General features: G+C 64.3%; 24 protein-coding genes. 10 read left to right on the forward strand and 14 right to left on the reverse strand.

Annotated features, from left to right (window positions below):
* Nucleotides 1–99 precede the first annotated feature (99 nt).
* Together NKI59_RS23575 and mutL are read left to right on the forward strand one after the other, a co-directional pair.
* Nucleotides 100–1,002, forward strand: coding sequence for a LysR family transcriptional regulator (locus tag NKI59_RS23575; RefSeq protein ID WP_352707184.1), 903 nt, complete (start codon nucleotides 100–102; stop codon nucleotides 1,000–1,002).
* Nucleotides 1,003–1,082: 80 nt separating this feature from the next.
* Complete coding sequence (mutL, locus tag NKI59_RS23580; protein ID WP_352707186.1) at nucleotides 1,083–2,933, forward strand: DNA mismatch repair endonuclease MutL; 1,851 nt, start codon at nucleotides 1,083–1,085, stop codon at nucleotides 2,931–2,933.
* A gap of 205 nt (nucleotides 2,934–3,138) precedes the next feature.
* Here the strand turns inward: mutL and NKI59_RS23585 are convergent, their stop codons facing one another.
* A complete protein-coding gene (locus tag NKI59_RS23585; protein WP_352707190.1) occupies nucleotides 3,139–4,032 on the reverse strand; it encodes a DMT family transporter in 894 nt (297 codons plus the stop codon).
* A gap of 90 nt (nucleotides 4,033–4,122) precedes the next feature.
* Here NKI59_RS23585 and NKI59_RS23590 point away from each other — a divergent pair, with 90 nt between their 5' ends.
* Complete coding sequence (locus NKI59_RS23590) at nucleotides 4,123–5,049, forward strand: LysR family transcriptional regulator (protein ID WP_352707193.1); 927 nt, start codon at nucleotides 4,123–4,125, stop codon at nucleotides 5,047–5,049.
* A 223-nt stretch (nucleotides 5,050–5,272) separates the two neighbouring features.
* Nucleotides 5,273–5,506 carry a DUF2093 domain-containing protein gene (locus tag NKI59_RS23595; RefSeq protein ID WP_031211156.1) on the forward strand — a complete coding sequence of 78 codons (234 nt, stop codon included), beginning with the start codon at nucleotides 5,273–5,275 and terminating at the stop codon, nucleotides 5,504–5,506.
* 246 nt (nucleotides 5,507–5,752) lie between these two features.
* Here the strand turns inward: NKI59_RS23595 and lpxK are convergent, their stop codons facing one another.
* The 7 genes from lpxK to epmA all read right to left on the reverse strand — a co-directional run bounded on the left by lpxK (nucleotide 5,753) and on the right by epmA (nucleotide 12,552).
* Complete coding sequence (lpxK, locus tag NKI59_RS23600; RefSeq protein ID WP_352707196.1) at nucleotides 5,753–6,781, reverse strand: tetraacyldisaccharide 4'-kinase; 1,029 nt, start codon at nucleotides 6,779–6,781, stop codon at nucleotides 5,753–5,755.
* Between the two features lies 1 nt (nucleotide 6,782).
* Nucleotides 6,783–8,099 (reverse strand): lipid IV(A) 3-deoxy-D-manno-octulosonic acid transferase, encoded by a 1,317-nt coding sequence (gene waaA / locus NKI59_RS23605; RefSeq protein WP_254817457.1) that lies wholly within the window; start codon nucleotides 8,097–8,099, stop codon nucleotides 6,783–6,785.
* A complete protein-coding gene (locus tag NKI59_RS23610; RefSeq protein WP_352707199.1) occupies nucleotides 8,096–8,875 on the reverse strand; it encodes a lysophospholipid acyltransferase family protein in 780 nt (259 codons plus the stop codon). The genes waaA and NKI59_RS23610 overlap by 4 nt, the downstream gene beginning before the upstream one ends.
* A gap of 5 nt (nucleotides 8,876–8,880) precedes the next feature.
* The gene (locus tag NKI59_RS23615; protein WP_023674378.1) at nucleotides 8,881–9,126 is read right to left on the reverse strand and encodes a DUF4170 domain-containing protein; all 246 of its coding nucleotides are present in this window, start codon (nucleotides 9,124–9,126) and stop codon (nucleotides 8,881–8,883) included.
* A gap of 74 nt (nucleotides 9,127–9,200) precedes the next feature.
* Nucleotides 9,201–10,007 carry a 3'(2'),5'-bisphosphate nucleotidase CysQ gene (locus NKI59_RS23620; RefSeq protein ID WP_352707202.1) on the reverse strand — a complete coding sequence of 269 codons (807 nt, stop codon included), beginning with the start codon at nucleotides 10,005–10,007 and terminating at the stop codon, nucleotides 9,201–9,203.
* Nucleotides 9,994–11,337, reverse strand: a complete 1,344-nt coding sequence (locus NKI59_RS23625; RefSeq protein ID WP_352452291.1) for a TldD/PmbA family protein — start codon at nucleotides 11,335–11,337, stop codon at nucleotides 9,994–9,996. The genes NKI59_RS23620 and NKI59_RS23625 overlap by 14 nt, the downstream gene beginning before the upstream one ends.
* A gap of 168 nt (nucleotides 11,338–11,505) precedes the next feature.
* The gene (epmA, locus tag NKI59_RS23630; RefSeq protein ID WP_352707205.1) at nucleotides 11,506–12,552 is read right to left on the reverse strand and encodes an EF-P lysine aminoacylase EpmA; all 1,047 of its coding nucleotides are present in this window, start codon (nucleotides 12,550–12,552) and stop codon (nucleotides 11,506–11,508) included.
* A 114-nt stretch (nucleotides 12,553–12,666) separates the two neighbouring features.
* Here epmA and efp point away from each other — a divergent pair, with 114 nt between their 5' ends.
* Complete coding sequence (efp, locus tag NKI59_RS23635; protein ID WP_023674374.1) at nucleotides 12,667–13,233, forward strand: elongation factor P; 567 nt, start codon at nucleotides 12,667–12,669, stop codon at nucleotides 13,231–13,233.
* Between the two features lie 131 nt (nucleotides 13,234–13,364).
* Here efp and NKI59_RS23640 read toward each other — a convergent pair whose 3' ends face one another.
* Nucleotides 13,365–14,372 carry an AraC family transcriptional regulator gene (locus NKI59_RS23640; RefSeq protein WP_023674373.1) on the reverse strand — a complete coding sequence of 336 codons (1,008 nt, stop codon included), beginning with the start codon at nucleotides 14,370–14,372 and terminating at the stop codon, nucleotides 13,365–13,367.
* A gap of 327 nt (nucleotides 14,373–14,699) precedes the next feature.
* Here NKI59_RS23640 and NKI59_RS23645 point away from each other — a divergent pair, with 327 nt between their 5' ends.
* From NKI59_RS23645 to NKI59_RS23660, 4 genes are all read left to right on the forward strand, one after another.
* Nucleotides 14,700–15,980: an FAD-binding oxidoreductase gene (locus NKI59_RS23645; protein WP_352707207.1), complete on the forward strand. Its 1,281-nt coding sequence runs from the start codon at nucleotides 14,700–14,702 to the stop codon at nucleotides 15,978–15,980.
* Nucleotides 15,981–16,446: 466 nt separating this feature from the next.
* Entirely contained in the window at nucleotides 16,447–17,487 is a 1,041-nt protein-coding gene (locus NKI59_RS23650) for a glycosyltransferase family 2 protein (RefSeq protein ID WP_352707288.1), read from the forward strand.
* A complete protein-coding gene (locus tag NKI59_RS23655) occupies nucleotides 17,462–18,154 on the forward strand; it encodes a class I SAM-dependent methyltransferase (protein ID WP_352707208.1) in 693 nt (230 codons plus the stop codon). The genes NKI59_RS23650 and NKI59_RS23655 overlap by 26 nt, the downstream gene beginning before the upstream one ends.
* Entirely contained in the window at nucleotides 18,147–18,587 is a 441-nt protein-coding gene (locus NKI59_RS23660; RefSeq protein WP_352707211.1) for a GtrA family protein, read from the forward strand. Before NKI59_RS23655 ends, NKI59_RS23660 begins: the two co-directional genes overlap by 8 nt.
* Here the strand turns inward: NKI59_RS23660 and NKI59_RS23665 are convergent.
* A complete protein-coding gene (locus NKI59_RS23665; protein WP_352707213.1) occupies nucleotides 18,584–19,216 on the reverse strand; it encodes a hypothetical protein in 633 nt (210 codons plus the stop codon). The genes NKI59_RS23660 and NKI59_RS23665 overlap by 4 nt on opposite strands.
* Nucleotides 19,203–20,360: a putative hexosyltransferase gene (locus NKI59_RS23670; RefSeq protein ID WP_352707216.1), complete on the reverse strand. Its 1,158-nt coding sequence runs from the start codon at nucleotides 20,358–20,360 to the stop codon at nucleotides 19,203–19,205. The genes NKI59_RS23665 and NKI59_RS23670 overlap by 14 nt, the downstream gene beginning before the upstream one ends.
* A gap of 309 nt (nucleotides 20,361–20,669) precedes the next feature.
* Here NKI59_RS23670 and NKI59_RS23675 point away from each other — a divergent pair, with 309 nt between their 5' ends.
* On the forward strand, nucleotides 20,670–21,410 hold the full coding sequence (locus NKI59_RS23675; protein WP_023674368.1) for a gamma-glutamylcyclotransferase: 741 nt from the start codon (nucleotides 20,670–20,672) through the stop codon (nucleotides 21,408–21,410).
* Here the strand turns inward: NKI59_RS23675 and NKI59_RS23680 are convergent.
* From NKI59_RS23680 to NKI59_RS23690, 3 genes are read right to left on the reverse strand one after another with little or no spacing between them, the layout of a single operon-like run.
* Complete coding sequence (locus NKI59_RS23680; RefSeq protein ID WP_352707218.1) at nucleotides 21,397–23,388, reverse strand: glycoside hydrolase family 127 protein; 1,992 nt, start codon at nucleotides 23,386–23,388, stop codon at nucleotides 21,397–21,399. The two genes, NKI59_RS23675 and NKI59_RS23680, sit on opposite strands and share 14 nt — an antisense overlap.
* Before the next feature lie 27 nt (nucleotides 23,389–23,415).
* Complete coding sequence (locus tag NKI59_RS23685; RefSeq protein ID WP_254817449.1) at nucleotides 23,416–24,273, reverse strand: carbohydrate ABC transporter permease; 858 nt, start codon at nucleotides 24,271–24,273, stop codon at nucleotides 23,416–23,418.
* Entirely contained in the window at nucleotides 24,273–25,202 is a 930-nt protein-coding gene (locus NKI59_RS23690) for a carbohydrate ABC transporter permease (protein ID WP_352452309.1), read from the reverse strand. Before NKI59_RS23690 ends, NKI59_RS23685 begins: the two co-directional genes overlap by 1 nt.
* Nucleotides 25,203–25,383: the final 181 nt, after the last annotated feature.

Consider the following 25,383-nt stretch of genomic DNA (forward strand, 5'->3'; position numbering starts at 1 on the left):
CACAACTCCAAAATATTTGAACTGAATCAGCTATGCCAGCGGCGATCAGGCGGATAAATAGCCACTTGAGTAGACCAGCAGAAACTGTAGATTTTGAATATGGATCGCCTTACGAGCATGGCCGTGTTCGTCAAAGCCGTCGACCTTGGCTCGTTCGCGGCCGCGGCGACGGCTCTCGATCTGTCCGGGCCGATGGTCGGCAAGCATGTCCGGTTTCTCGAGGAGCGCCTGAGCGTGCGCCTCATCAACCGGACCACGCGCCGCCAAAGCCTGACCGATTTCGGGCGCGCCTATTATGAACGCTGCCGGTTGGTGCTTGCCGAAGCGGAGGCCGCGGATGCACTCGCCGCCGACCAGCTTGCCGAACCGCGCGGAAAGCTGCGTGTCCTGATGCCGGTGCATTTCGGCCGGCGCTGCGTTGCCCCGATCCTGTTCGGGCTTGCGCAGCAATATCCGGCGCTGGAACTTGACCTATCGTTCAGCGATGCCATCGCCGATCTGGCAGAGGATGGCTGCGACCTTGCCATCCGAACGGGCGATCTGGAGGACCAGACTGGGGTGATAGCGCGTCGCATCGCGCACCAGCACATGGTCGTCTGCGCATCGCGGTCCTATCTCGACAGGCACGGCCAACCGCAGGAGATAGATGACCTCGGCCGCCATCATGCGATCATCTACCGCCGTTCCGGGCGTGCCGTTCAGCCGTGGCTGTTTCCGCGCAACGGCCAGCCCGCGGCGGAGGTCAGGCCCGTCAGCAGATTACGGCTCGACGATCTCGATGCCATCGCCGATGCCGCGGCCGCCGGCATGGGACTCGCCTGGCTGCCATACTGGATGGTTCGCCAGCGCATCCAGGCCGGCGCACTTGTCCCGCTGTTGCCGGAACAATCCCGGTTTCTCTACAACGTTCATGCCCTGTGGTTGCAGACGCCTCATCTGCCGATGAAAGTCCGCCTTGCCGTCGATGCACTGTCGGCAGCGTTGCCCAAGCTCATGAGTTGAAGTGCACAGCCGCGGTCGGCTGCGTGGATTTCCTCAATTCCGCCCTCCCGCATCGACCACGAATCCGCCTATAGTGCCCCATGCCGATCCGCCAGCTTTCCGAAACGATGATCAACCAGATCGCCGCCGGCGAAGTCATCGAGCGTCCGGCAAGCGTGGTCAAGGAACTGGTCGAGAACGCGCTCGATGCCGGTGCAAGCCGTGTCGAGATCGTCACCGTCGGCGGCGGGCTGAACCTGATCCGCGTCAGCGACGACGGCTCGGGCATTCCGGAAAAGGAACTGGCGCTGGCGATTGCGCGCCATTGCACCTCCAAGCTCGCCGACGACATTCACGACATCCGCTCGCTCGGCTTTCGCGGCGAGGCCTTGCCGTCAATCGGCTCGGTGGCGCGGCTGTCGATCCGCTCGCGCACCGCGTCCAGTGAAAACGCCGCCGAGATCGGCATCGACGGCGGCCGCGTCTCCGCGGTCCGGCCGGCGGCGGCAAATCGCGGAACCACGGTCGAGGTGCGCGACCTGTTCTTCGCCACGCCCGCAAGGCTCAAATTCATGAAGGGCGAGCGCGCCGAAAGCTCGGCCATCGGCGACGTGGTCAAGCGCATCGCCATCGCCTTTCCCGCCGTGCGCTTCACCCTGGCCGGCCCGGACCGCTGGACGCTGGAACTGCCGGCGACCGACGACAGCCCGGAAGGCCGGCTGCGCCGGGTGGCGCAAGTGATGGGCGCCGACTTTCCGGACAATGCGATCGCCATCGACGCGATGCGGGACGGCGTGCATCTCGCCGGCCATGTCTCGGTCCCCTCCTTCACCCGCGCCAACGCGCTGCAGCAATACGCCTATGTCAACGGCCGCCCGGTGCGTGACAAACTGATCGCCGGCGCCATTCGCGGCGCCTTCGCCGACGTGCTGCCGCGCGACCGCCATGCCGTCACCGTGCTGTTCCTGGCGCTCGATCCGGCGATCGTCGACGTCAACGTCCATCCGGCCAAGGCAGACGTGCGCTTCCGCGACCCGGGGCTGGTGCGCGGGCTGATCGTCGGCGCTATCCGCGAAGCGCTGGCCAATGCCGGCATCCGCGCCGCCACCACCGGGGCCGCCGGCATGATGGCGGCGTTCCGGCCAGGCGCCGCATCCTATGCGCATGGCGGCCCGGCCAACGGTCACCGCAGCTACGAGGCCGCCTATCGGGCATCGGGCTTTTCCGGGTTCGATCCTGCCCGTTCGCCGCAGCGGCCGCTCGATATGGGCGACGGGTTCGGCGAGGACGAGCAGGCGGCCTTCGACGCGGGGCCGCTGCACAGCGCCGATGCGCGCGCCGGGCAAAACGAAGCGGCGGAAACGCTGCTCGGCACGGCGCTGGGCGCGGCGCGCGCGCAAGTGCACGAGAATTATATCGTCGCCCAGACCAGGGATTCGCTTGTCATCGTCGACCAGCATGCGGCGCATGAGCGGCTGGTCTACGAGGCCTTGAAGAACGCCCTCCACTCACGCGCGGTGCCGTCGCAGATGCTGCTGTTGCCCGAGATTGTCGATCTGTCGGAAGAGGATGCCGAGCGGCTTGCCAGGCATTCCGAGACGCTGGCCCGCTTCGGCCTCGGCATCGAGCGCTTCGGCCCCGGTGCCGTCGCGGTGCGCGAGACGCCATCGATGCTCGGCGAGACCAACGTCCAGCAGCTGGTGCGCGACCTCGCCGACGAGATCGCCGACAACGACACGGTCGACACGCTGAGGGAGCGGCTGGACAAAATAGCCGCGACCATGGCCTGCCACGGCTCGGTACGTTCCGGCCGCCTGCTCAAACCGGAAGAGATGAACGCGCTGCTGCGCCAGATGGAGGCGACGCCCGGCTCCGGCACCTGCAACCATGGCCGCCCGACCTACATCGAGCTCAAGCTTGCGGATATTGAGCGGTTGTTCGGGCGGCGATAAGAAACTCGCAGGGCGCAGCCCCCACCCGGACCTTCGGTCCGACCTCCCCACAAGGGGGAGGTAGGGAGCCTACCCGCCGACGCCTCGCGTGGAGCTTACCCTCCCCCTTGTGGGGAGGGTCGCTGCGAAGCAGCGGGGTGGGGGTACGAAAAGAGCCGCTGTAAAGCGGCTCTTTTCGAGTCAGGCACAGCCCCAAACCCTTTGCTCACCTCTTCAAATTCACCACGATGACGCCGCCGAGCGCCAGTGCGCCGCCGATTATGCCGAGCAGCGTCGGCACCTCGCCCAGCCAGAAGAAGCCGATCAGCGTCGCCACTGGCGACACCAGATAGAGGAAGTTCGAGGCGCGCGCCGCGGGCAGCCGGGAAAGCGCTGTTGCCCAGGCAGCGTAGGCGATGAGGCTGGGCACGATGCCGAGAAAGATGACCGCGCTGAGCCCGGCCGTATCGGCGACCGCCGCCTGCGCCAGACCGCTCGGCAGGAACGGCGACAGGCAGAGCGCGCCAAGCACCATGTTCGAGGCCGAGATGGTCAGCGGGTGGTGGCGACCAAACAGCGGCTTCTGGACGATGGTGTTGACGGCCGAGCACAGCGCCGAGCCGAGGACAAGCAGCGCACCATTGTTGAAATGCAGCCCTTGCCCCTCGCCCATGGCGATGATCCCGATACCGGCGAAGGACAGGAATGTGCCGGCCCAGGCCAGGCCCGAGAAGCGTTCGCCGAGCAGCGCCATGGCCATGATGGCGGTGAAGATCGGGCTGACATTGATGATGAAGCCGGCCGCACCGGCCGAAACGGTCAGCTCGCCGAAATTGAGCATCACCGTGTAGAGTGCGACGAAGACGGCACCACCGAAGACAAAGCGCCAGAGTTCATCGAGCCTGGGCAGTGCCGGCCGCTTGACCGCGAGGAAGATCGCCGCCGGAACCGCGGCGATGGCAAAGCGCAGCGCGCCAAGTTCCAGCGGCCCGAAAGCGGCAAGGCCGGCGCGGATCGCCGGAAAGGCGGAGGCCCAGCCGACCACCGTCAGCGCCACCGCGATGGCAGCCGTGGCATCCATGCGCTGTGTCGTATTCAACGTGCCGGTGTAAGCGCTCATCTGGGTGCCCTCGCGATCCAATGCCATGAAGTAGAGAAACGCTATTGCGGGTCGGTTGACAAACGAACAAATCGAGGATCACCTGTGACTATGGATCACAGCTTAGACCCGATGCTGCCGCTCGAAACGCTGCGCGCCTTCGACGCCGCGGCTCGGACCGGCAGCTTTTCGGCGGCGGCCGAGAAGCTCAACATCACCCACGGCGCCGTCAGCCGGCAGATCGCCAAGCTCGAGGGCTGGCTTGGGCTGAAAGTCTTCGATCGCGGCGCGCGCGGCGTCTCGCTGACCGTCGAAGGCAATCGCCTGCATCTGCGCACCACCGAAGCCTTTGCCCTGATCGCCAGCAATTCGGACCGTTGGGTCGAGCCGCGCGGCACGGCGGTGGTGCGGCTGACCTCGATCCCCTCGGTCAGCGGGCTGTGGCTGATGCCGCGCATGGCGGCGCTGGAGAACCACCCGTCCAAGCTGCGTATCGTGCTCGACGTCGACGTCCGCCAGGGCGATCTTGCCGACGAGGGCATCGACCTGTCGATCCGCTGCGGGCGCGGTCGCATTCCGGGCCGGATCTCGGTGCAGCTTTTCGAAGAATATGTGTTCCCTGTCGCCTCGCCGGGACTGGCCAGAGACATCGGTCGCGGAGATCCCGCCCGACTGCTCGAATTTCCGGTGATCAATGATTCCGACGCTTCGGCCTGGCGCGCCTGGTTTGCGGCGCAGGAGATGGACTATCGGCCGCGGCCGCACGACCGCCGTTTCGAGGACTACAACCTCGTGCTCGACGCCGCCGCGCACGGGCTCGGTATTGCGCTGGCACGTCCGCCGTTGACGGTGGACCAATTGAAATCGGGCCGCATCGTCGCCGTAGACGAGCGCAGTGCGCTAAGCCCGATATCTTACTGGCTCGACCGGCCGCTGGGGCGCCCGCGCGCCGCGGCCGCCGAGCTTGCCCGGCGCATCGCCGTCCAGGCAGGGCTGCCAGCGGAGAAGATCGAAGAGTTTATCATCGCCGAAGAATGAGATGCCTAAGGCGCGTCGCGTTCGACCGGCCTGATGCGACGTGCTTCAGGTTCTTGTGTTTATGCATGTCGTTATCGCAAAACCGCTGCACACATGCATTGGCATCCGCTTTGCCGGCTTGTTCGAGCAAGTGCCACCAGAAACAGAACCAGGCAAGGCCAACCGAGCTTGACCTCGCCGCAATTTGTGGCGATGACATCGTCATGAATTTCGGCACCACCCCATGATGAACCGTTTCGAAGGACCCGGCGGCAAGGAAGCCCGCATCCGCTATCTCGACGGCGACTTCCAGGTGACCAGCCCCGGCGCCTTCGTGCGCTGCGCGGTGACCGGCGAGAGCATCCCGCTCGACGAGCTCAAATACTGGAGTGTCGCCAGGCAGGAACCCTATGTGAATGCCGCCGCCTCGCTGCGCCGCGAGATCGAAGCGCATCCGGAACTGCGCCGCCGACGCTAGTCCAGCGCAAATGGAAGCCGCCCCGTTGCGATCCTGCGCCCTCTGCCGCGGTGTCAGGCCGGCAATACCGAAAGGCTATCTCGAAATAAAAAAACCCGCCTCAGGCTCGAGGGCGGGTCACCGGCGAATCATCACCATACCGAAATTACTAGCATAGCTGCCGGCACAAAGCAAGAACAAAATGCGTTCGACCGGCGGAAAGCTGCAAATTCCGGTCCCGCATCGCCTTGGTGCTCAAGCTGCTGGTCAGCCTTTAAGCCGGCGCTGCCGCCAGGCATCCAGCGTCTCGTCGATGATGCGTTGCGGCACATGGTCGAGCTCGAAGACGGTGTCGATCTCCAGCACATCGAGCCCGTCGAGGAATTCCGGCGGTGCTGCGCCGTGACGCAGGCGGGCAGCGTCCTTGGCGGTGGTAATGAGGCCAAGCCCGGCTTTACGTGCCGTCGCCGCCAATTCGGCAAGCTCGTCCGCACTGTAGAAATGATGGTCAGGAAACGGTCGGGTCAGCGCAAGCTCGCCCCCGGCCTCGCTTACCGTGTCGAAAAACCTGTCGGGATGGCCAATGCCGGCGAACGCCAGGAACCGCCTGCCGGCCAGCGTCACCTTGCTGCTCGGGGCAGTGTGCGCCTCGAAGATCGGCCTGCCGGCGCGAGCTGCCTGGCGCACGACCGTGTCGGCCGCGGTGCCCTCGCCCATCTTCAGCAAGGCGCTGGTGAAGACCAGTTGGTCGACGATGTTTGCCCGCAGGGGCCCGCCGGGGATGACGCGGCCATTGCCGATGCCATGGCGCGCATCGACAACGACCAGCGCATAGTCGATGTGGATGCGCGCGCTCTGAAAACCGTCATCCATGATCAGGAAATCGCAGCCGAGCTTCTCCAGCAGGAGCCTGGCGCCGGCGGCCCGGTTCGGCGTCACCGCGACCGGCGCGTGTTCGGCCAGAAGCAGCGGCTCGTCGCCGACATGCTTGGCGGCGTCGTGGTGCGGATCGACGATATGCGGCTGCGCGAAGGAGCCACCATGGCCGCGCGACAGGAAACCCGGATTGAGCTGCATGCGCCGGGCCTGCTCGGCCAGCGCGATCGCCACCGGCGTCTTGCCGGTGCCGCCGACGGTGAAGTTGCCGACGCAGAGCACCGGCGCCTCGACCTTTTCGCGCGGCGCGTGCCGCATGCGGCGACCGGCGACAAGCGCATAGATGGCGGAAAGCGGCGACAGCGCCGTGACCCGCCAGTCCGGCTCTTCCCACCAGAAGGGTGGCGCTTCCGAGGTCACGTCAGCGCCCGTTCGCGCCCTTCAGGCGCGACTTGACGACCAGCGGCTGGATATAGGGCTCGAGCGACCTGAGCGTATGCGCCAGCGCACCGCGCATCTCGTCGACCGTCGCCGCACCCGCCGCCATCATCTCATGGCGGGCCGCCTCGTTGGTCAAAAGGAAATTAACGGCGCCAGCCAGCATATCGCGGTCGCGCACCAGCTTGGCGCCGCCGCTATCGAGCAGGCGCTGATAGGCCTCGCGAAAATTCTGGACGTTGCGGCCGGCAAGCACCGCCGTCTCCAGCATGGCTGGTTCCAGCGGGTTCTGGCCGCCCTCGGAAGTCAACGAACGGCCGACAAAGGCAATTTCCGTCAACCTCAGATAAAGCCCCATCTCGCCGATCGTGTCGCCGAGCAGAATATCGGTGTCGGCGGTGATCCTGTCGCCCTTGCTGCGCTGCGCCAGCTTCAGGCCCATGCCGGAAATCTGGGCGGCCAGCTGCCCGGCGCGATCGGGATGGCGCGGCACGATGATCGTCAAAAGCCCGTGGTGGCGCTTGTGCAGCATGGCGTGAACTTCGGCGGCGACCGCCTCTTCGCCGTCATGGGTCGAGATCGCCGCCCAGGTCGGGCGACCGCCGATCTGGCGTTTCAGCGCCGCCAACGCCCGCTCGTCGGCCGGCGGCGGCGCGGTGTCGACCTTGAGATTGCCGGATACAGTGACCGGCCGGGCGCCGAGCGACAGGAAGCGCTCGCCATCGAGATCCGATTGGGCGACGACATGGGCAAGATTTTCGAACAATGCTTCGGCAATGTTGGCGCGCTTCTTCCAGGACTTGAAGGAGCGGTCGGACAGCCTGCCGTTGACCAGAACCTGCGGCACGCGGCGGGCGCCGAGCTCCAGGATGGTCATCGGCCAGATCTCCGATTCGGCGATGATCGCGAGGTCCGGCTGCCAATGGTCGAGGAAGCGGCTGACCGCCGGCTTGAGGTCGAGCGGCACATATTGGTGGATGATGCGGTCGCCCAGCCGTTCTTCGGCGACCTGCGCCGAGGTGACCGTGCCCGTCGTCAGCACGATGTTGACGCCGTAATCGAGAATGCTCTCGACCAGCGGCACGACGGCGATGGTCTCGCCGACGCTGGCTGCATGGATCCAGATCACCGGGCCTTCGGGACGCTCGCGTCCGGCGACGCCGTAGCGTTCACGCCGACGAATGCGGTCCTCCTTGCCTCTGGAAGTGCGCCAGGCGACGTAAGGTCCGACCAGCGGGTAAGCGGCGGCCCCGGCAAAGCGGTAGGCCGTCAGGAAGGCGCGGGCCCAGCGCATACTCATTTCGAACCGTCCACAAGGCGATAGGCCTCGGCGGTCGCGGCATCGAGCGAGGCCGTGACCTCCTGGCGCTTGCGTTCCATTTCCGCGGCGTCGGCGTTGGCCGGCACGAAGACAGGCGTGCCGACGACAATCGAGGAGCGGCCGAAGGGCAAGTTGATCGTCGTCTTGTCCCAGCTGCCCTCGATCACCTTGCGGCGGCTGGTGGCTATCGCGGCAGGCAGGATCGGCCGGCCGGACAGCCGCGCCAGAAGGACGACGCCGAGCCCCGCATCGCGCGGCGTGCCGTGGGGAATATCAGCAATCATGGCGACATTCTTGCCGGTGGCGAGCGACTTTTTGAGGGCGATGAGCGCCTTGGCCCCGCCCTTGTCGAGATGCCTTGCGCTTTCGCGCCCGCCAGAGCCGCGCACCGCCTCGATGCCGAATTTCTCGACCATCAGCGCGTTGAGCTCGGCATCGGCGCTGCGCGATACCATGGCAACCAGCGGCCGTCCCTTGGGATAGTAGGCCGGGGTCAGCAGGTGCTGGCCGTGCCAGAGCGCGATGATGCCAGGCTCGAGCTGCGCATAGGCGCCGCCGGAAAACTTGGCCGATCCGTCGACCATGCGGTTGGTCAAACGGACAAGGCGGACGAAATTGGCAAACAGCGCGGCAAGCGCATTCTTGACGAATCGCGACTGCGCCAGCGGTTCGCGGATCTTGCGCCAGAACGTCTTCGGCTTGCGACGTCTGACCGCCGACCGCGGGGCTGATCGCTTGACCGCTTCATGGTTCATCGATGTCAACCGACAGCCTTGTTTTCGGGGTCGAGCAGGCGGTGCAGGTGAACGACGAAATAGCGCATATGGGCATTGTCGACGCTAGCTTGCGCCTTGGCCTTCCAGACGGCGTGCGCCGATTGGTAGTCCGGATAGATGCCGACAATATCGAGCGCGTCGAGATCGCGGAATTCGGTGCCGCCCAGCTTCTTGAGTTCGCCGCCGAACACCAGGTGCAAAAGCTGTTTCTTTCCGTCTTCAGCGGCCATGTCGATCCTTCACATATCGTGAGTTTGGGACAGGTCTAGACCAAAGCCGCCGACTTTGGAACTATTGATAGTGGTCAATTGTCCAGCCCGGCGATGACGCCGGCGAGCACGGCGAGGAGTTCGCCGCTGCCGGCGGCGAGCGGTCCGTGACGGATCACTTCGCCGGCATAGAGCGGCGCGCGGCCATGCCGATCGAGCAAGGCGCCGCCTGCCTCGCGCAGGATGAGATCGGCCGCGGCGATGTCCCAGTCATGCGCGTTGGCCTTGACGAAGGTGGCATCGAGCTGGCCGCCGGCGATCATCGCCAGCCGGTAGGCGAGCGAAGGAATATAGAGCACGCGCTTCAGCCGTTTGTGCCATTTCGCCGGCATCAGGTCGATCATCGGCTTCGGTCCGGCGATTTCGGCCGTTTCCGACGGCGGACGCACGCTGATGCGCCTGCCATTCAGGAACGCGCCCTCGCCCGGCAGCGCCCAATAGATTTCGCCCTTCGCCGGGCAGTCGAGCACGCCGGCAAGCGTGCGGCCGTTCTCGACCACCGCGACGCTGACGCACCATGTGGGCAGCCCTTCGAGGAAGCCGCGCGTGCCGTCGATCGGATCGACGACAAAGGTGCGGCGCGCGACGAGCCTTACCGGGTCGTCGACGGTTTCCTCCGACAGCCAGCCATAATCCGGCCGGGCCGCCAGCAAGGTCTCGCGCAGATATTTGTCGGCGGCGTGATCGGCTTCGCTGACCGGCGAGGTGCCGCCCTTCATCCACACCTGCGGATTGTTGTTGAAGTACTGCATGGCGATGAGCCCCGCCTCGCGGGCGGCATCGCGCAACAGCTGCAGGTCTTCAGTAGCGCCGGCCGAGACGGCCGGGTCAAGCTCCGGCAAGGGTCATTCCTTCGATCAAAAGCGTGGGCGCGGCAGTGCCGAAATTGCGGTCGAGATCGCTCGCCGGAACCATGTTGAGGAACATCGTCTTCAGATTGGAGGCGATGGTCACCTCGGCGACGGGATAGGCCAGCTCGCCATTTTCGATCCAGAAGCCGGAAGCGCCGCGGCTATATTCGCCCGTCACCATGTCGACGCCCTGGCCGAACACTTCGGTGACGTAGAAGCCGGTCTTGAGCGACTTGATCAGCTCTTCCGGCGTATTTTCCCCGGGCTCGATGGCGAGATTGGTCGACGACGGCGAGACCGACGAGCCGCTGCGCGAGCCGCGCCCATTGGTGACGAGGCCGAGTTCCCGAGCCGCCGAAGTCGACAGGAACCAGTGGTTGAGCACGCCCTTGTCGACCATGAACAGTTTTTCGCCCTCGACCCCTTCGCCGTCGAACGGGCGCGAGGCCTGTCCACGGCGCCGGAGCGGCTCGTCGGTGACGGTGATTGCGGCCGAAGCCACCTTCTTGCCCATCATGTCGCGGAGAAAGCTGGTCTTGCGCGCGACCGCGGCGCCATTGATGGCACCGGCAAGGTGGCCGGCAATGCCGCGCGCGACGCGCGGATCGAACACCACGTCGACAGGCCCGGTCGCCGCCTTGCGCGCGCCAATGCGGCGTACGGCGCGCTCACCGGCCTTGCGGCCGATGTCTTCCGGCGCGTCGAGATCGGAAAAATGCTGGCGCGAGGAGAATTCGTAGTCGCGCTCCATACCGGTGCCCTCGCCGGCGATCACGCTGGTCGAGCGTGAAAAACGCGAGGCGACGTAATGGCCGACGAAGCCGTGCGAGGTGGCGAGCACCAGGCCGCCGAGCCCGGCACTGGCACCACTGCCGGCCGAATTGGTGACGCCCTTGACGGCAAGCGCCGCCGCTTCGGCGGCAAGCGCTGCTTCCTTCAATTGATCGGCCGACACCTCGGTGGCGTCGAACAGATCGAGGTCGCGCGGCGTCTTGACCAGCAAGGCCGGGTCAGCGAGGCCTTGATAGGGATCTTCGGGCGACACCTTGGCCATGGCGACGGCACGCTCGGCCAGCATATTGGGGTCGGATGCCGCCGTTGCCGAAACGCTCGCCACGCGTTTGCCGACGAAGACGCGCAGCGAGACGTCCTCGCTCTCGGACGCCTCTGTGCCTTCGACCTTGCCGAGCCGCACCGATACACCGGTCGAACGGCCGCGTACCGCAACCGCATCGGCGGCATCGGCGCCGGCCCGTTTGGCAGCCTCGACCAAGGCCGCGACGCGGTCGGTCAGTTTCGCTGCGTCGAGCGTATCGGTCATGCGCATAATCCCGTTATTTGCGGCCGGCTACAGGGCAGCCGCTGCTGCACCATCTATTGTCCCGATGCCGCTTCTGCAATGGGAGAAGCGGGCAAACCGGGTGCATCAAGCGCCCAAACAGGACCGCAGGCCGCAGGCGGATGAACGGCGAGCGAGATCGACAACCCCTCAGGAAGCGGCCACCGGCGTCCAGATCACGTCTTCGATCCTGAGCGCGCCGGTGGCGAGCATCACCAGCCGGTCGAAGCCGAGCGCGGCGCCGCTCGCCTGCGGCATGATGGCGAGCGCGGCGAGGAAGTCCTCGTCGATCGGATAGCGTTCGCCATAGACACGCTGCTTCTCATCCATTTCGGCGGCAAAGCGCAGGCGCTGCTCGGCCGGATCGGTCAACTCGCCAAAGGCGTTGGCGAGTTCGACGCCGCAGCAATAGAGCTCGAAGCGCTCGGCGGTGCGCGGATCGTCGGCGCTCGGCCGGGCCAATGCCGCCTCCGAGATCGGATATCCGAAAAGAATGGTGTTGCGCCCCTGCCCCAGCGCCGGCTCGATTTTTTCGACCATCACCCGGCTGAACAGGTCGGCCCAATTGTCGTCGGGCGCGGTCCGCAATCCGGCCTGGACCAGGGCGGCATGCAACCCCGCGCGGTCGGTGCTGCCGTCGGCTGCAACCGTCGCCAGCAGATCGATGCCGGCATGGCGCATGAAGGCTTCGGCGACGCTCAACCGTTCCGGCTCGGCGAACGGATCGGCTTCACGGCCGCGGAAGCTAAAACGCTTCGCTCCGGCCCGTTCGGCCGCCAGTGCTACGAGCTCGGCGCAATCGCGCATCAGGCTCTCATAGGTCTCGCCGACGCGGTACCATTCGAGCATGGTGAACTCAGGATGGTGCAAGGGGCCGCGCTCGCGGTTGCGCCAGACAGCCCCGAGGCTGAAGATGCGCTTCTCGCCGGCGGCAAGCAGCTTCTTGCAGGCGAATTCCGGCGACGTGTGGAGGTAGAGCGGCTGGCGCTGCCCGTCCGGCCCGATCGCCTCGGTGGCAAAGGCCGACAGGTGCGCTTCATTGCCGGGCGAGACCTGCAGGGCCGATGTCTCCACCTCGACGAAGTCGCGGCGGGCGAACCAGTCGCGCATCCCGGCGGCAATGGCATTGCGCAGGATCAGCCGCGGCCGGCGGTCGGCGTGGACATGCGGCGTCCACCACGGCGAGGCGGCGGTCATCGGCTTCAGGGGAATTGCACAGAGGGCTGGCGATTGCGGCCAAGATGCGCTAGGCCGCACGCAACGGCCTCTCCAGCCGATTTGCGCCAACAAATTTTATCAGGATGGATACCCGTGAAGGTCATCGCCAGCTCCTTACGCAAAGGCAACGTCGTCGAAAAGGACGGCAAGCTTTATGTGATCCTCTTTGCCGAAAACATTCATCCTGGCAAGGGTACGCCGGTCACCCAGCTCGACATGCGGCGCATCTCCGACGGGGTAAAGGTTTCCGAGCGTTACCGCACCACCGAGCAGGTCGAGCGCGCCTATGTCGAGGAGCGCGAGCACACGTTCCTCTACCGTGACGGCGAAGGCTTTCACTTCATGAATCCGGAGACTTACGACCAGGTCGCGGTGCCGGAAAGCGTGGTCGGCGACATGGCGCCCTATCTGGTGGAAGGCATGCCGGTGCAGATCTCGCAATACAACAACATCGCCATCTCGCTGGTACTGCCGCAGCGCGCCACTTTCGAGGTGGTCGAGACCGAGCCGGTGACCAAGGGCCAGACGGCGTCCTCGTCCTACAAGCCGGCAACGCTGTCCAACGGCGTGCGTACCCTGGTGCCGCCACACATCAGCGCCGGCACCCGCGTGGTGGTGATGACGGCCGATGGCGCCTATGTCGAGCGCGCGAAGGATTGAGGCGCGAAGTCTGACGCGCCTCGCCGAAAGCGTCGCGGCGGCCGGTCATCGTCTACCGCTTGTGCCAAGGGCTTTCGGGCATTGGGACGCTGCACGCAGACCAAAGCGTCAACGCCCCTGCCAGTTCTTTCCTATTGAACGACGCCAGCGGGCAATCTCTGAGCCTCGAGCAACGCCGACCGTCCCTTTCGCCAGGTGCCAGGTGGAATGCCGACGAACTTTTTGAAGGCGCGATTGAAGGCGGCTTCCGACTCGTAGCCGACCTCGGCACCCGCTTGCGCGATGCTCATTTCGGGCCGTTCGAGCAAGCGTCCTGCCAGTTGCAGACGCCAGCGAGCAAGATAATGCATGGGGGAGACCTCGACATAGTGGGTAAAGCGGCTCGCAAACGCCGTGCGCGAGAGCCCTACTTCGCGGGCGAGCCGGTCCAATGTCCATTCCTCCCTGGGGCGAGCGTGGATGAGCCGGAGCGCCTCGCCGACATGTGGATCCCGTAGGCCTGACAGCCAGCCGCGCGAATCGTCGGGGAGGGTCTCGAGATGGCGGCGGATGATCTCGACAAACATCAGCTCGCTCAGCTTGGCGAGTATCGTTTCACAGCCCGCCCGCCCACTGCCACCTTCGGCCAGCGCCAGCCGAAAAAGGTCGATAACCCAACTGCTTCCATCGGCGGGCTTGCGGGCACACAGGATGGCCGGCAATGCGGCCAGGAGAGGATTGAAGGGACGTGCATCGCAGCCAAGATACCCGCAAATGAACCGGGTCCGCTCGTCTCCGCCGCCACCATGGATCACCGCGAACGGCAGGCTCTCGTCTATCGGCCGATAATACATCGCCATATTGGGTTCGCCCCGCGCCCCCGGCGAGGAGCTCAACACGTTCGGAACACCACCGGGGAAGACAACGACATCACCGGCGTTGACGAGCACCGGCGGCACCGAATCGTCTCCCAGCGCGGCCCAGCACGAGCCCGACATCACGGCATGAAAAGAAATGATGTGCTCTGCCTCCGGCATGACGGCGGCGGCAATGTCGGCCGTGCCCGGCGACTCGCCAACCCAGGGAGAGCTGGCGTCGACGTCGAAATAGATCGCACCGGTGAGGCGAACGGCTCGGAGCACATCGGAAAGGACATCCATGCACTACACCTCCGGAAACGATCGGCTACTCCCTTTGACAACGAGTTTTTCCGCCAGGCATCTCGAACTATCCGGCAATATGGTCGCCCGAGCAACTATCCATCCGGTCTAATCCTACTCTGAACGATCGGGCAACAGAAATGGACGATGTGACATTTGCGGGAACAACGGACGGGACTAGCGTTTCATCGGCCGGCCGACAGGTCCAATAACACGGAGGAATGTCATGAACGATGAAGACATCACCAAATTCGCAGCAAGCCTGCGAGGCGAAGTCATCCGCGCCGGCGACGCCCGCTATGACAAGGCCCGCAAGCTCTACAACGCATGATCGACAAGCGGCCGCTGATCATCGCCCGCTGCGTCGACGTCGCCGACGTAATCACAGCGGTGAATTTCGGCCGCGACAACAATTTGCTGGTTGCGGTACGTGGCGGCGGCCATAACGGACCAGGATTGGGGAGCTGCGACGACGGTCTGGTGATCGACCTGTCGGCGATGAACGGCGTGCGCGTCGATCCGGATGCCCGCACGGCGCGGGTGGGCCCGGGCTGCACTCAGGGCGACCTCGACCATGCCACCCATGCCTTTGGCCTGGCCGTACCGGCGGGCATCATCTCGACCACCGGGGTCGCCGGACTGACGCTGAGCGGCGGCCATGGCTATCTGACGCGCAAATATGGCCTGACCATCGATAATCTGATCGAGGCCGATGTCGTGCTTGCCGATGGAAGCTTCGTCACCGCCAGCAAGGAGCGGAACCCCAACCTGTTCTGGGCGCTTCGCGGCGGCGGCGGCAATTTCGGCATCGTCACCAGCTTTGTGTTCAAGCTCCACCAGGTCAGCATGGTCTTTGCGGGGCCGATCGCATGGGATCAGCGCCACGCCCGCACCATCATGCAGCATTATCGCGAGTTCCTGCCGAACGCGCCCGAAGAACTCGGGATCTTTCTCGGGCTCAAGACCGTCCTCTCGAGCGCACCCTTCCCGGAAGAGTTTTGGGGAAAGCGGATGTGTCTGCTGATGTGCTGCTACAACGGCCCGGAGGAAAAGGGCAGAGAGGCGCTGGCCCCGCTGCTCGATGCGCTGCCCGCGCCCTGGTTCAACTGGATGGGAACGATGCCCTATCCCGCGGTGCAGAGCATGTTCGATGGGCTCTACCCGAAGGGAATGCAGTGGTACTGGCGGGGCGATTTCGTCAAGACGCTGTCCGACGAGGCGATCGACGCCCATCTCGAGCAGGCGGCGAAGACGCCGAGCGAGCTATCGCTCATGCACCTCTACCCGATCGATGGTGCGGTCCATCGCGTCGGCAAAGACGAGACACCCTGGAATTACCGTGATGCGACCTGGTCGATGGTCATCGCCGGGATCGATCCGGACCCACAGAAAGCGGGGCCGGTGACGCGCTGGACCAAGGCGTACTGGGAGGCCGTGCATCCGTTCGATCTGGGTGGCGCCTACCTGAACTTCATGATGGATGACGAGGGCGATGCAAGGCTCAAGGCGGCTTATGGCGACAACTATGAGCGCCTGGCTACGCTGAAGAAGAAATACGACCCGAACAACCTCTTCCGGGTGAACCAAAACATTCGACCGGCTGCTTGACGGCGGCCCTCGTCAGACCGGCAAGCGTACCGGCCGGCCCAGCTAAGCCTCGGCCGGTACGATAAGGCGGCCGGTCAGGGCGCTCGCTGGCCGGCAAGCGGGATACTCGGCCGCGCTCGCCGACCGTGTTCCATGAGCGATGTCTGGCATGCGTCAAAAGCGGTCGGCCCGCACCCTTAGGGTGACCCGCAGCCCGCTTCAACCGGCAAGTCCGGGAGTAGGCCTCGCGGTCAACGCGTTATGCCTCAACGACTGTTTCTCGCCAGGCCGATCGCGCCAGCAGCCACCGATAGTTTACGCCTCGATGTGGACGTCCGACCTGACGACGACACCCTCCAGTGCTCATCGAGAACCGGTATTCCCTCCAGAATTAGATAAATTAGCAGTTTCTTAAGTGCCTTTGGAACTTTGTAGCTTGCGTTCCATTTTCAACCGCATGCGAGAGTCTGTGGTCCACGACCCTGGAATGACGGTGAACAGGTCACCGCCTCGCTACTCGCTGGTCCTGCCCATATACAATGAAGAACAGGTGCTGCCTCGGCTGATCGAGCGGATCAGTTGCCTGATCGGCCGGTTGGACGGAGAAACGGAGGCCATCTTCGTCGATGACGGAAGCCTCGATGGAAGTGTCGAATACCTGCGAAAGGTGGTTGCCGCCGAGCCGCGCTTTCGGCTGATCGAATTTTCCCGCAATTTCGGCCACCAGATGGCGATTACCGCCGGTATGGATGCCGCTGCGGGCGATGCCGTCATCGTCATGGATGCCGACTTGCAGGACCCGCCGGAGGTCGTTCTCGATCTGGTGGCAAAGTGGAAGGAAGGCTTCGAGATCGTCTATGCCCGCCGAGTCAAGCGCGACGGCGAATCCTGGTTCAAGCGCTTTACGGCAAGTCTTTTCTATCGCCTGCTGGAGAAAATGACGTCGGTCGATATTCCGCGCGACGTCGGCGACTTTCGCCTGGTCGGCCGCAAGGCGCTGGAAACCTTCAAGCATATGCCCGAACATGACCGCTTCGTCAGGGGCATGTTCGGCTGGATGGGCTTCAAGCAGACGGCAGTGCCATTTGAGCGCCACGCGCGAACCCTGGGCCAGACCAAATACCCATTCTGGAAGATGATGCACCTTGCGGTTCACGGCATCGTCAGTTTCTCCGAGAAGCCGTTGCGCCTGGCGCTCTGGGGCGGATTGGCCATTTCCGCGCTTGCGGTGGTCTTTGGTGCCTACGCCATGTTTGCCTGGTTTTTTGAAGCCGGCATCATTGCCGGGTGGACATCCACGGTGGTGATCGTGTCGCTCCTGTGCGGCATTAATCTTTTCATGACCGGCGTGGTCGGGCTCTATGTTGGCAGCATCCACGCCGAGGTGAAACGCCGCCCGCTGTACGTGATCGATCGGCTCACCGGTTTCGACGAGGCGATGCGTGCCGTCTCTGGTGAGCGCCGCCGATCGTTTCACAAGCCCAGGAGTGGAGTCCCCGCCAATGGGCGAACTCTTCGACAGCTATAATTCCAACTACGGCGAGGCGGTCGAAGGGTCCATCCGGTTTTCCGGACTCAGGCACGACTTCTTCCTTGTCGCCAAGGCGGACCTGCTGCGGCGTCTGGTGGTCGAGCGAAAGCTTCGGCAGGGTGGGTCGACTGTAAGGGCGCTGGATGTCGGCTGCGGCGTCGGTTCGCTCCACCCCTATCTCGACGGCGCTTTCGACAGCCTCGATGGCTGCGACGTCTCGCAAGACTCGATTTTGCGCGCCAGCCAACACAATCCGCGTGTGGCCTACAGGACCTGCAGCACGCAGGGGCTGCCTTATGAGGACGGCACGTTCGATCTGGCTTTCGCCAGTTGCGTCGTCCATCACGTTCCGCCCTCCTCCTGGCTCGATTTCTTCCTGAAAATGCGGCGCGTCGTGCGGCCAGGCGGGGTCGCCTGCATCATCGAGCACAATCCCTATAATCCGATGACGCGCCTTGCGGTGTTCCGGTGTCCCTTCGATCACGACGCAGTCCTGCTCAAAGCCGCCAGAGCAAGGTCCCTCTTTCAGGAAACAGGCTTCAGCGACATCCGCTCCGAGCATTTTCTGCTGCTGCCCTCGGCAAGGCCCTTGGCCAAAAAGGTCGAGCGTCTGCTTTCTGCCCTGCCGCTTGGAGCCCAGTACGTGTGCAGCGCTTATGTCTGAGCGCCGTTCGACCGGCGACGCCGGGCTGAGGCTGCTGGCGCGCTTCGGGTCGGTCGGCATCGCTGCAACGATCCTATATGCAGTGATGGCCACCGCTTTGGTCGAATGGCAACGGTTCGGCCTCTCGCCGGTCGGTGCCTCGCTCGCAGCTTATACCGCTGCCGCCCTGTTTTCTTATCTCGCGCATAAGTTCGTGACCTTCGCGTCGAGCGGATCGCATCGATCGGAGGCTCCGCGTTTTCTCTTGCTGACGGCAACCGGCTTCGCGGTGGCTTACGCGGCGCCGGCGCTTTTGACGGCGAAACTCAGTCTGCCGCCGATCATTGCCATCCTGGTTACATGCTTGCTTGTTCCAGCGGTCAATCTCCTCATGCTCGACCGCTGGGTTTTTGCGCAGCGAAGACGCGGCCAGCAGCGCGATCGCCCGCCCTAATCCGCGTCAGTGGGATCGAGCCGGAGCGACAACAATTTGATGGAGCGCTTATAGATGTTGCTGGCGGCAGGAGTTTGCGGAATGCCGTCGAGGTAGTCGAAGGCGATGTCGAGTGTCTTGGCCTCGGCGAGAGCCGCCGGTGGGATGACGAACGAGACGGTGCGTGGCTCTTTGCCGGACAGTGTCACCGCATGCACCCGAACGCCGTTCACCGAGATCACAACCCTTTGCGTGATCTGTGGCGGACGAATGACAGCGGCCATTTGCACCGTGGCCGTCAGGCCGTCGCGAAGCGGCGTTATCTCCAGGCGAAGCCGCGAGGTCTCGCCCAGCGAATGGGTGCCGTCGGCTACCGGTCCCGACCAGCCGCAGACCCTCATGCCGGCTGCCTTTTTGGCTCCGTCGGACCGGAACGACACCGTCTGGCCAAGGGTGTAGCTGCCGACCGCATCGCGATTGAGGCAGGTTGTCGTCCAGTCGATGTAATAGGCGCGATAGTCGGCATTGACGTTTGGATTGAGAGCAAGCGCAAGGATGATGACTTCCGCCCCGGCCAGAACCGCCGCCAGCGTGTAGCCGCCAAGCGAGGCCGCGCGCCGATGCGGGCCCGGAGTGCTAGACCAGGGCAAGATAGCCCCCGATCCATGCCACCATCATGAAATAGCAGGCGCCCAGGAAGAGACCCAGAGCCGAAAGAAAAGTCAGCTTCGACGCCGACAATAACGTGGTCAGCAACATTGTCAGAGGCGCAAGCCCAATGACGTATCTGACCATCGAGGCCAAGTTCGTGATCAGCGGCAGGATGATGCAGCAGGCGCAGAACAACGCGGCGCCATATTGCCTGCGAACCGCCAGAACCGCCGATAATGCCAGTCCTATGAGTGCGGCGAGCGCGCTCCATTGCGGCGCCGTAGGCAGCCATCCAGTCGTCGGAACGGCCGAGAGTCCATCCCATATGAAGGCGAGCGGATTGCCCGCCACCCGTCCAAACGCGCGCTGGACGTGCAGGAAGGCAAAGCCGTCCCCGACTGTCAGGTAGAGGAACAGGATGTAGGCGAACAAGCCGGCAGGCGAGATGAGAATTGCAACGAGCAGATCCGGTCGGCCAAGCACCCAGCGTGGGAAAGAAAGCATCGATCCGCCCTTTGCGCGGTAATCCCTGAACATCTGAATGACGGTCGCAAATACAACAAGCACTCCGACGAGCCTGGTTGCCGACAGGAGAGCCGATGACAGCCCCGCGGCCAGATAGCTGGAGTGTTTGAGTTTCAGAAAAACGCACGACGTCAGGAGCACGAAAAGAGGTTCGGTCAGGAAAGTCGTGAAGTGAAAGGAGAACGGGCCGCTGAGCAGAAAGGCGCAATACAGCACATAAGCGCGTATGTTCTTCTCGAGCAGCGGCCACGCCACCAGGCAGGCGGCGTAGCTGCATGCAAGCGATGCGATCGATGCGACCAGTATCGTCGAAAAAGGGAAAACAGACCGGATGGCCGCTACCAGCATCGGATAGAGCGGGAAGAAGCCCCACCGTCCGACATTGCTCTGGCCTGGAATGGGAAAGCGCTCATAGCCATGTTCGGAAATGCCGACATACCACGCGCAATCCCAGCGGCAGAGCGCCTGGGCATAGGCCGCGAAGCCGGGTTCTGCCGAAACCGAAGCAAATGCGGCATAGCGGATGGCCAGTCCACTGACGGCGAACAGCAACGGCACCGCCACGACGGCGACCGCAATATAGCGACCGCCGGGACGCGCGACAGCTTTGAGCGCCAAAATCTGCCTCCACCCGTTCAAGTGGCTGGCGCCACTCAAAGCTAGATGACGCGCGCCCGGGCGAATTCAAGGCATGCAACGCGGCTCCAAAATTGGCGATACCGCCTATCCGGCGTCCCTGAGCCAGACCAGCATCTCGCCGCATCACGTTGAAATGGGTTCAGTCGACGCGTTTAACCCGTCGCGTAGGTATTTGTGCAGTCAAGCTGTTGGACACGATAGTTCGAATCCCGATACCGCGCCGGTGTACTCGGCCCTTGAGAATCCTCCAGCCTTCGGCAACATGGCGGCAAGGCTGAGAGCATGAGGATGAGCAAGGTCATTTCCGCCGCATCACGGCGTTCGCCGCGCAAGACACCGATGGCGCTGACCGAGGCGCTGGTCGCCCGCACCTTGCGTGCGGTCGAGGATGCCGGGCCGACGCCGGGCATGGTCTACATGACCGATGCCGATTACGCGCGCATTCGCGACGAGGTGCTGGCCGGCGCGCCGGGCGGGCCGGTGAAGCTGTTCGCCTATGGCTCGCTGCTGTGGAAGCCGGCCGGCGAGGTCAGGGGTGGCGAACGGGCCGTGGCGACGGGCTGGCATCGTTCGTTCTGTTTTACGGTGCAGCGCTTCAGGGGCACCATCGAGCAGCCCGGCCTGATGATGGCCCTCGACCGCGGCGGCCAGTGTCAGGGCATGGTATTCGAGATCGCCGAGCCAGTGGGGGCCAATCTCGAAACGTTGCTGCGACGTGAGATGACCATCCTGCCGGCCGTCAACGTGCCGCGCTGGCTGCAGGTCAGGACGGGCGACGGCACGGGCCAAGCGCTTGGTTTCGTTGTCGATCCCGCCAATCCGCGCTATGCCGGCAAGCTCGAAAAGCGAGCGATAGCGGCGACCCTGGCCACGGCCGTCGGCCATTGGGGTTCGGGCGCCGAATATCTGTTCGAGACCATTCGCCATCTCGACGCCTGCGGCATCCGCGACCGCAATCTCTGGCAGTTGCAGGAACTTGTGGCCGAGGAGATCGGTCGGGCGCTGCGATCGGGCTTCATTCGTCCCTGAGCCAGACCAGCATCTCGCCGGGGTCGCGGTTGTCCCAGGCGAAATACGGCACGGCGGTGATTTTCGCGTCCTCGACCGCCGGCGGTTCGGTGCGGTAGAGCCCCTCTTCCCAGTTTTCGAAAGCCTCCTTTTTGGCAATCGCCGAAAGTGTCACGACGCCGCCCAGAAGGTTCGGCTGCTGATGCGCCTCGATGTCGGCCGTGCGCGGCAGAGCGATGCGGTGCAGCTGGCTGGAATTGTCGGTCTCCTCGACGCAATAGATCAGCGGGCCGCGCGCCAGTGCGACACGGCCGATATCCTGCCGCACCTGCGGATTGGCGTAGAGGCGGTCGACGGCCATTTCGAGGTCGAGCTCGACGCGGTCGCCCTTGCGCCATTCGCGGCGGATCGCGGCATAGCCGTCGCTGCTGATTGCAGCCAGATCGACCTCGGCGCCATTGACCTTGAGCGCTGCCTTGCGGCACCAGGCCGGCAGGCGCAGGTGCAAAGTGAACGCGGTCGGAGCTTCCGGTTCGACAGAGATCGAGACCGCGCCGTCCCATGGATAGTTACTGGTCTGGGAGAGCTCTATTTGCCGGCCCGCGATATCGAAACGAGCCGTGCCGTTTCCATAGAGATGGACGGCGAGTGCGTCGTCCGACAGGCCATAGAAATAGCTGCCGATCGAGGCGACCATGCGCCCGACATTGGGCGGGCAGCACGGGCAGCGATGCCATTTCCAGCGGTGGTGGGCGCCGCGGCTTTCGAGCGGATTTTCGTAGAAGAACAGCGAGCCGTCGAGCGACAGGCCGGAGATCGAGCCGTTGTAGAGCGCCCGCTCCATAATGTCGGCGTAGCGCGCATTGGGACCCATGCCGAGCATGCGGCTTGCCCAGAACACCAGGCCGACCGAAGCACAGGTCTCGGCATAGGCGGTGTCATTGGGCAGGTCGTAATCGGCGGTGAAACCCTCATTGTGCGAGGACGGCCCGAGGCCGCCGGTGACGTAGAGGTTCTTGGTCATGAGATCGTCCCACAGCCGGTCGAGCGCCACCCGCAGCGTGTCGTCGCCATATTCGGTGGCGATGTCGGCCATCCCCGAATAGAGGTACATCGCCCGCACCGCATGGCCGACGACCTTGTCCTGCTCACGCACCGGCTTGTGCGACTGGTTGTATTCGTAAGTCTTGAAATGATAGGCCTTGGGGTCGGCGCCGCGGGCCCGCGCCTCCTCGTCGAAATAATGCGGCTGCTGGCCGCGCTGATCGATGAAATATCTGGCAAGCTCCATGTATTTGCGCTCGCCCGTCACCCGTGCCAGCTTGACCAGCGCCAGCTCGATCTCCTCATGGCCGCAATAGCCCTTCTTCTTGCCGGGCTCGGGACCGAACGTCTCGGCGATATGGTCGACATAGCGGCACATGATGTCGAGCAGCTTGCGTTTTCCCGTGGCCTGGTAATAGGCGACCGCGCCTTCGATCAGATGGCCGGCGCAATAGAGCTCGTGGCAGTCGCGCAGATTGGTCCAGCGCAGGCCCGGCTGGATGCGCTGGTACCAGCTCGACAGATAGCCGTCGGGCTGCTGCAGCCTGCCGTACATGTCGATGACGGCGTCGATCTTCTTTTCCAGTTCGTCGTTGCGGCGGCGATAGAGCGAATAGGCGGCGGTCTCGATGGTCTTGCCCCAATCGGAGTCCCAGAACATCTGCGTCGTCACCGTCGATCCGGTGAACTCGTTGCCGGCGGTGGCCGCCTCGTCCGGCGAGGGTGAGTGGAACGGAATGACGACGCCGGGCGACGGCCGGTCCGGGTCGATCTGCTCGAGCATGCGCGCCTCGACGCAGCGGTCGTAGAGGATGCCGGCGGTCTTCGAGGCGACGGCATCGACGCGGTCGCCCCAGAAACCGCGAACATCGACCTGCGGCACCGGCAGCGGGCGGAAGGCGAGTTTTGGCTTGCGCAGCTCGGCAGCCGGCTTGGCGGATTGCGATGCGGTCATCAAATTACTCCGGTTCGGTTCGATTGGTCACTTCACGGCCCCTGCCATCAGGCCGCGGATGTAGAAGCGCTGCAGCAGCAGGAAGAGCACCAGGCACGGCACCATCATCACGGTGACGCCGGCCTGCACGGCGCCCCAGTCGATGGCGCCGAAGCGGCCGGACTGCAGCGCGGTCATCATGATCGGCAGCGTGAATTTCGACTGGTCTGTCATCAGCACCAGCGCCGCCAGAAACTCGTTCCAGGCGCCAAGGAAGGCGAACAGCGCGATGGTGACGATGCCCGGCCAGACCAGCGGCAGCATCACCCTGAGCAGCATGGTGACGTTGTTGGCGCCGTCCATGCGCGCGGCTTCCTCGATCTCGCGCGGCACCGCGTCGAAGGCGTTGCGCATCATGAAGATCGAGAACGGCAGCTGCAGCGTGACGTAGACGCAGACCAGCCCGGTCAGCGTGTTGTGCAGGCCGATTTTTGTCAGCACCAGGAAGATCGGCGTCAGGATGGACTGGAACGGGATCATGATCGTCGACAGGATGACGACGAACAGCAGGTTCTTCAGCGGAAAGCGGAAGCGCGAGAAACCGTAGCCGGCGAGCACGCTGACGATCACCGACAGCACCACGGTCATCACCGAGACGTAGATGCTGTTTTGCGCCGGCAGCCACAGGCCGTCGCCGAAGGTGTTGAGCGTGGCGTAGTTCTCGAGCGAGATGCCGCTGGTCGGCCACGGCGGCAGCGGCGGCTGGCGCGCCTCCTGCGCCGGCTTGAAGGCCGAAAGCACCGTCCAGGCGATCGGCGCCAGGAACAGTATGGATGCGATGATGCCGGTCGAGTGCTCGGCGATCTGCATGCCGATGCGGCGTTTGCGGCTCCTTGCCTGCGCCATCAGTCGACCCCCTCGGGATTGCGCAGCAGTCGCAGCTGGATGAGGCTGAGCGCCACCAGGATGACCAGCAGGACCATCGAAAGTGCTGCGCCATAGCCGAGCTTGAACGACACGAAGGACTGGTTGAAGATCCAGTAGACGGCGGTCAGCGTTTGGTTGCGCGGCCCGCCGCGCAGGATGATGTAGAACTGGTCGAAGGCGAGGATCGAGCCGGCCACCGACAGGATCAGCGCCAGCGCCAGCGTGCGGCGCATCAAGGGCAAGGTAATCGCCCGGAACCGCGCGAATGGCCCTGCCCCGTCGATCATCGCCGCCTCCTGCAGGTCCGGCGGGATCGACTGCAGGCCGGTCATCAGGATGATCATGGTGAAGCCCGCCACTTTCCACACCACCATGGCGATGATCGACCAGAAGGCCGGCTGGAAGGTCGCCAGCAGGTTGAATTTCTTCTCGGTCAGGCCGAGCTCGAAGGCGGCCGGGCTGAACAGGCCGGAATCGACATTGAGCAGCCACGACCACAAAAGGCTGGCCGAGGCGAAACCGATGACCGCCGGCATGAAGAAGGACGTGCGGTAGAAGCCGGTCAGCTGCCGCGGCCTTTCGATGAACAGCGCCAGCGGAAAGGCGACGGCGAAGATCGCGATCGTCACCACCACCGTGTAATAGCCGGTGAACTTCAGCGCGTTCCAGAAGCGGGTGTCGCGCAGGATCGCCCAGTAATTGTCGAGGCCGATAAAGCTATGCGCGCCCATCAGCGGCCAATTGTGCAGCGACATCCAGGCGGTCATGCAAAGCGGCACGATGAAGAAGACGACGACCAGGGCGACGGCCGGCGCGACATAGAGCAAGCCGATCCACTGCCGGCGGCCGGCGCCGACCAGTTTGTATGCGCGCGCTGGCGCGGCGGTGGTTGCTGTGATGGTGGTCATGCGCGGTCTTCCATTAGCGCTACGTCCCCCTCCCCCTTGAGGGGAGGGTCCGGCCGAAGGCCGGGGGTGGGGTCCTCCGCGAAGCGCGCCGACATCAAAAGAGCGTCGAGCACTGCCGCGATGACCCCACCCGGACCTGCGGTCCGACCTCCCCTCAAGGGGGAGGTTAAGGGGCTGCGGG

The sequence above is a fragment of the Mesorhizobium sp. M0598 genome (assembly GCF_040320865.1).
Classification (GTDB): Bacteria; Pseudomonadota; Alphaproteobacteria; order Rhizobiales; family Rhizobiaceae; genus Mesorhizobium.

Bases quoted from the DNA above. Each gene is read 5' to 3' on its own strand.
- NKI59_RS23645 (WP_352707207.1), top strand. From the start codon at position 14,700: ATGATCGACAAGCGGCCGCTGATCATCGCCCGCTGCGTCGACGTCGCC.
- epmA (WP_352707205.1), bottom strand. From the start codon at position 12,552: ATGACCGCCGCCTCGCCGTGGTGGACGCCGCATGTCCACGCCGACCGC.
- NKI59_RS23585 (WP_352707190.1), bottom strand. From the start codon at position 4,032: ATGAGCGCTTACACCGGCACGTTGAATACGACACAGCGCATGGATGCC.
- NKI59_RS23595 (WP_031211156.1), top strand. From the start codon at position 5,273: ATGATGAACCGTTTCGAAGGACCCGGCGGCAAGGAAGCCCGCATCCGC.
- NKI59_RS23615 (WP_023674378.1), bottom strand. From the start codon at position 9,126: ATGGCCGCTGAAGACGGAAAGAAACAGCTTTTGCACCTGGTGTTCGGC.
- NKI59_RS23680 (WP_352707218.1), bottom strand. From the start codon at position 23,388: ATGACCGCATCGCAATCCGCCAAGCCGGCTGCCGAGCTGCGCAAGCCA.
- NKI59_RS23640 (WP_023674373.1), bottom strand. From the start codon at position 14,372: ATGGATGTCCTTTCCGATGTGCTCCGAGCCGTTCGCCTCACCGGTGCG.
- mutL (WP_352707186.1), top strand. From the start codon at position 1,083: ATGCCGATCCGCCAGCTTTCCGAAACGATGATCAACCAGATCGCCGCC.
- NKI59_RS23675 (WP_023674368.1), top strand. From the start codon at position 20,670: ATGAGCAAGGTCATTTCCGCCGCATCACGGCGTTCGCCGCGCAAGACA.
- NKI59_RS23610 (WP_352707199.1), bottom strand. From the start codon at position 8,875: ATGAACCATGAAGCGGTCAAGCGATCAGCCCCGCGGTCGGCGGTCAGA.
- NKI59_RS23660 (WP_352707211.1), top strand. From the start codon at position 18,147: ATGTCTGAGCGCCGTTCGACCGGCGACGCCGGGCTGAGGCTGCTGGCG.
- NKI59_RS23590 (WP_352707193.1), top strand. From the start codon at position 4,123: ATGGATCACAGCTTAGACCCGATGCTGCCGCTCGAAACGCTGCGCGCC.
- waaA (WP_254817457.1), bottom strand. From the start codon at position 8,099: ATGAGTATGCGCTGGGCCCGCGCCTTCCTGACGGCCTACCGCTTTGCC.
- NKI59_RS23655 (WP_352707208.1), top strand. From the start codon at position 17,462: ATGGGCGAACTCTTCGACAGCTATAATTCCAACTACGGCGAGGCGGTC.
- NKI59_RS23575 (WP_352707184.1), top strand. From the start codon at position 100: ATGGATCGCCTTACGAGCATGGCCGTGTTCGTCAAAGCCGTCGACCTT.
- NKI59_RS23685 (WP_254817449.1), bottom strand. From the start codon at position 24,273: ATGGCGCAGGCAAGGAGCCGCAAACGCCGCATCGGCATGCAGATCGCC.
- NKI59_RS23690 (WP_352452309.1), bottom strand. From the start codon at position 25,202: ATGACCACCATCACAGCAACCACCGCCGCGCCAGCGCGCGCATACAAA.
- NKI59_RS23650 (WP_352707288.1), top strand. From the start codon at position 16,447: ATGACGGTGAACAGGTCACCGCCTCGCTACTCGCTGGTCCTGCCCATA.
- NKI59_RS23625 (WP_352452291.1), bottom strand. From the start codon at position 11,337: ATGACCGATACGCTCGACGCAGCGAAACTGACCGACCGCGTCGCGGCC.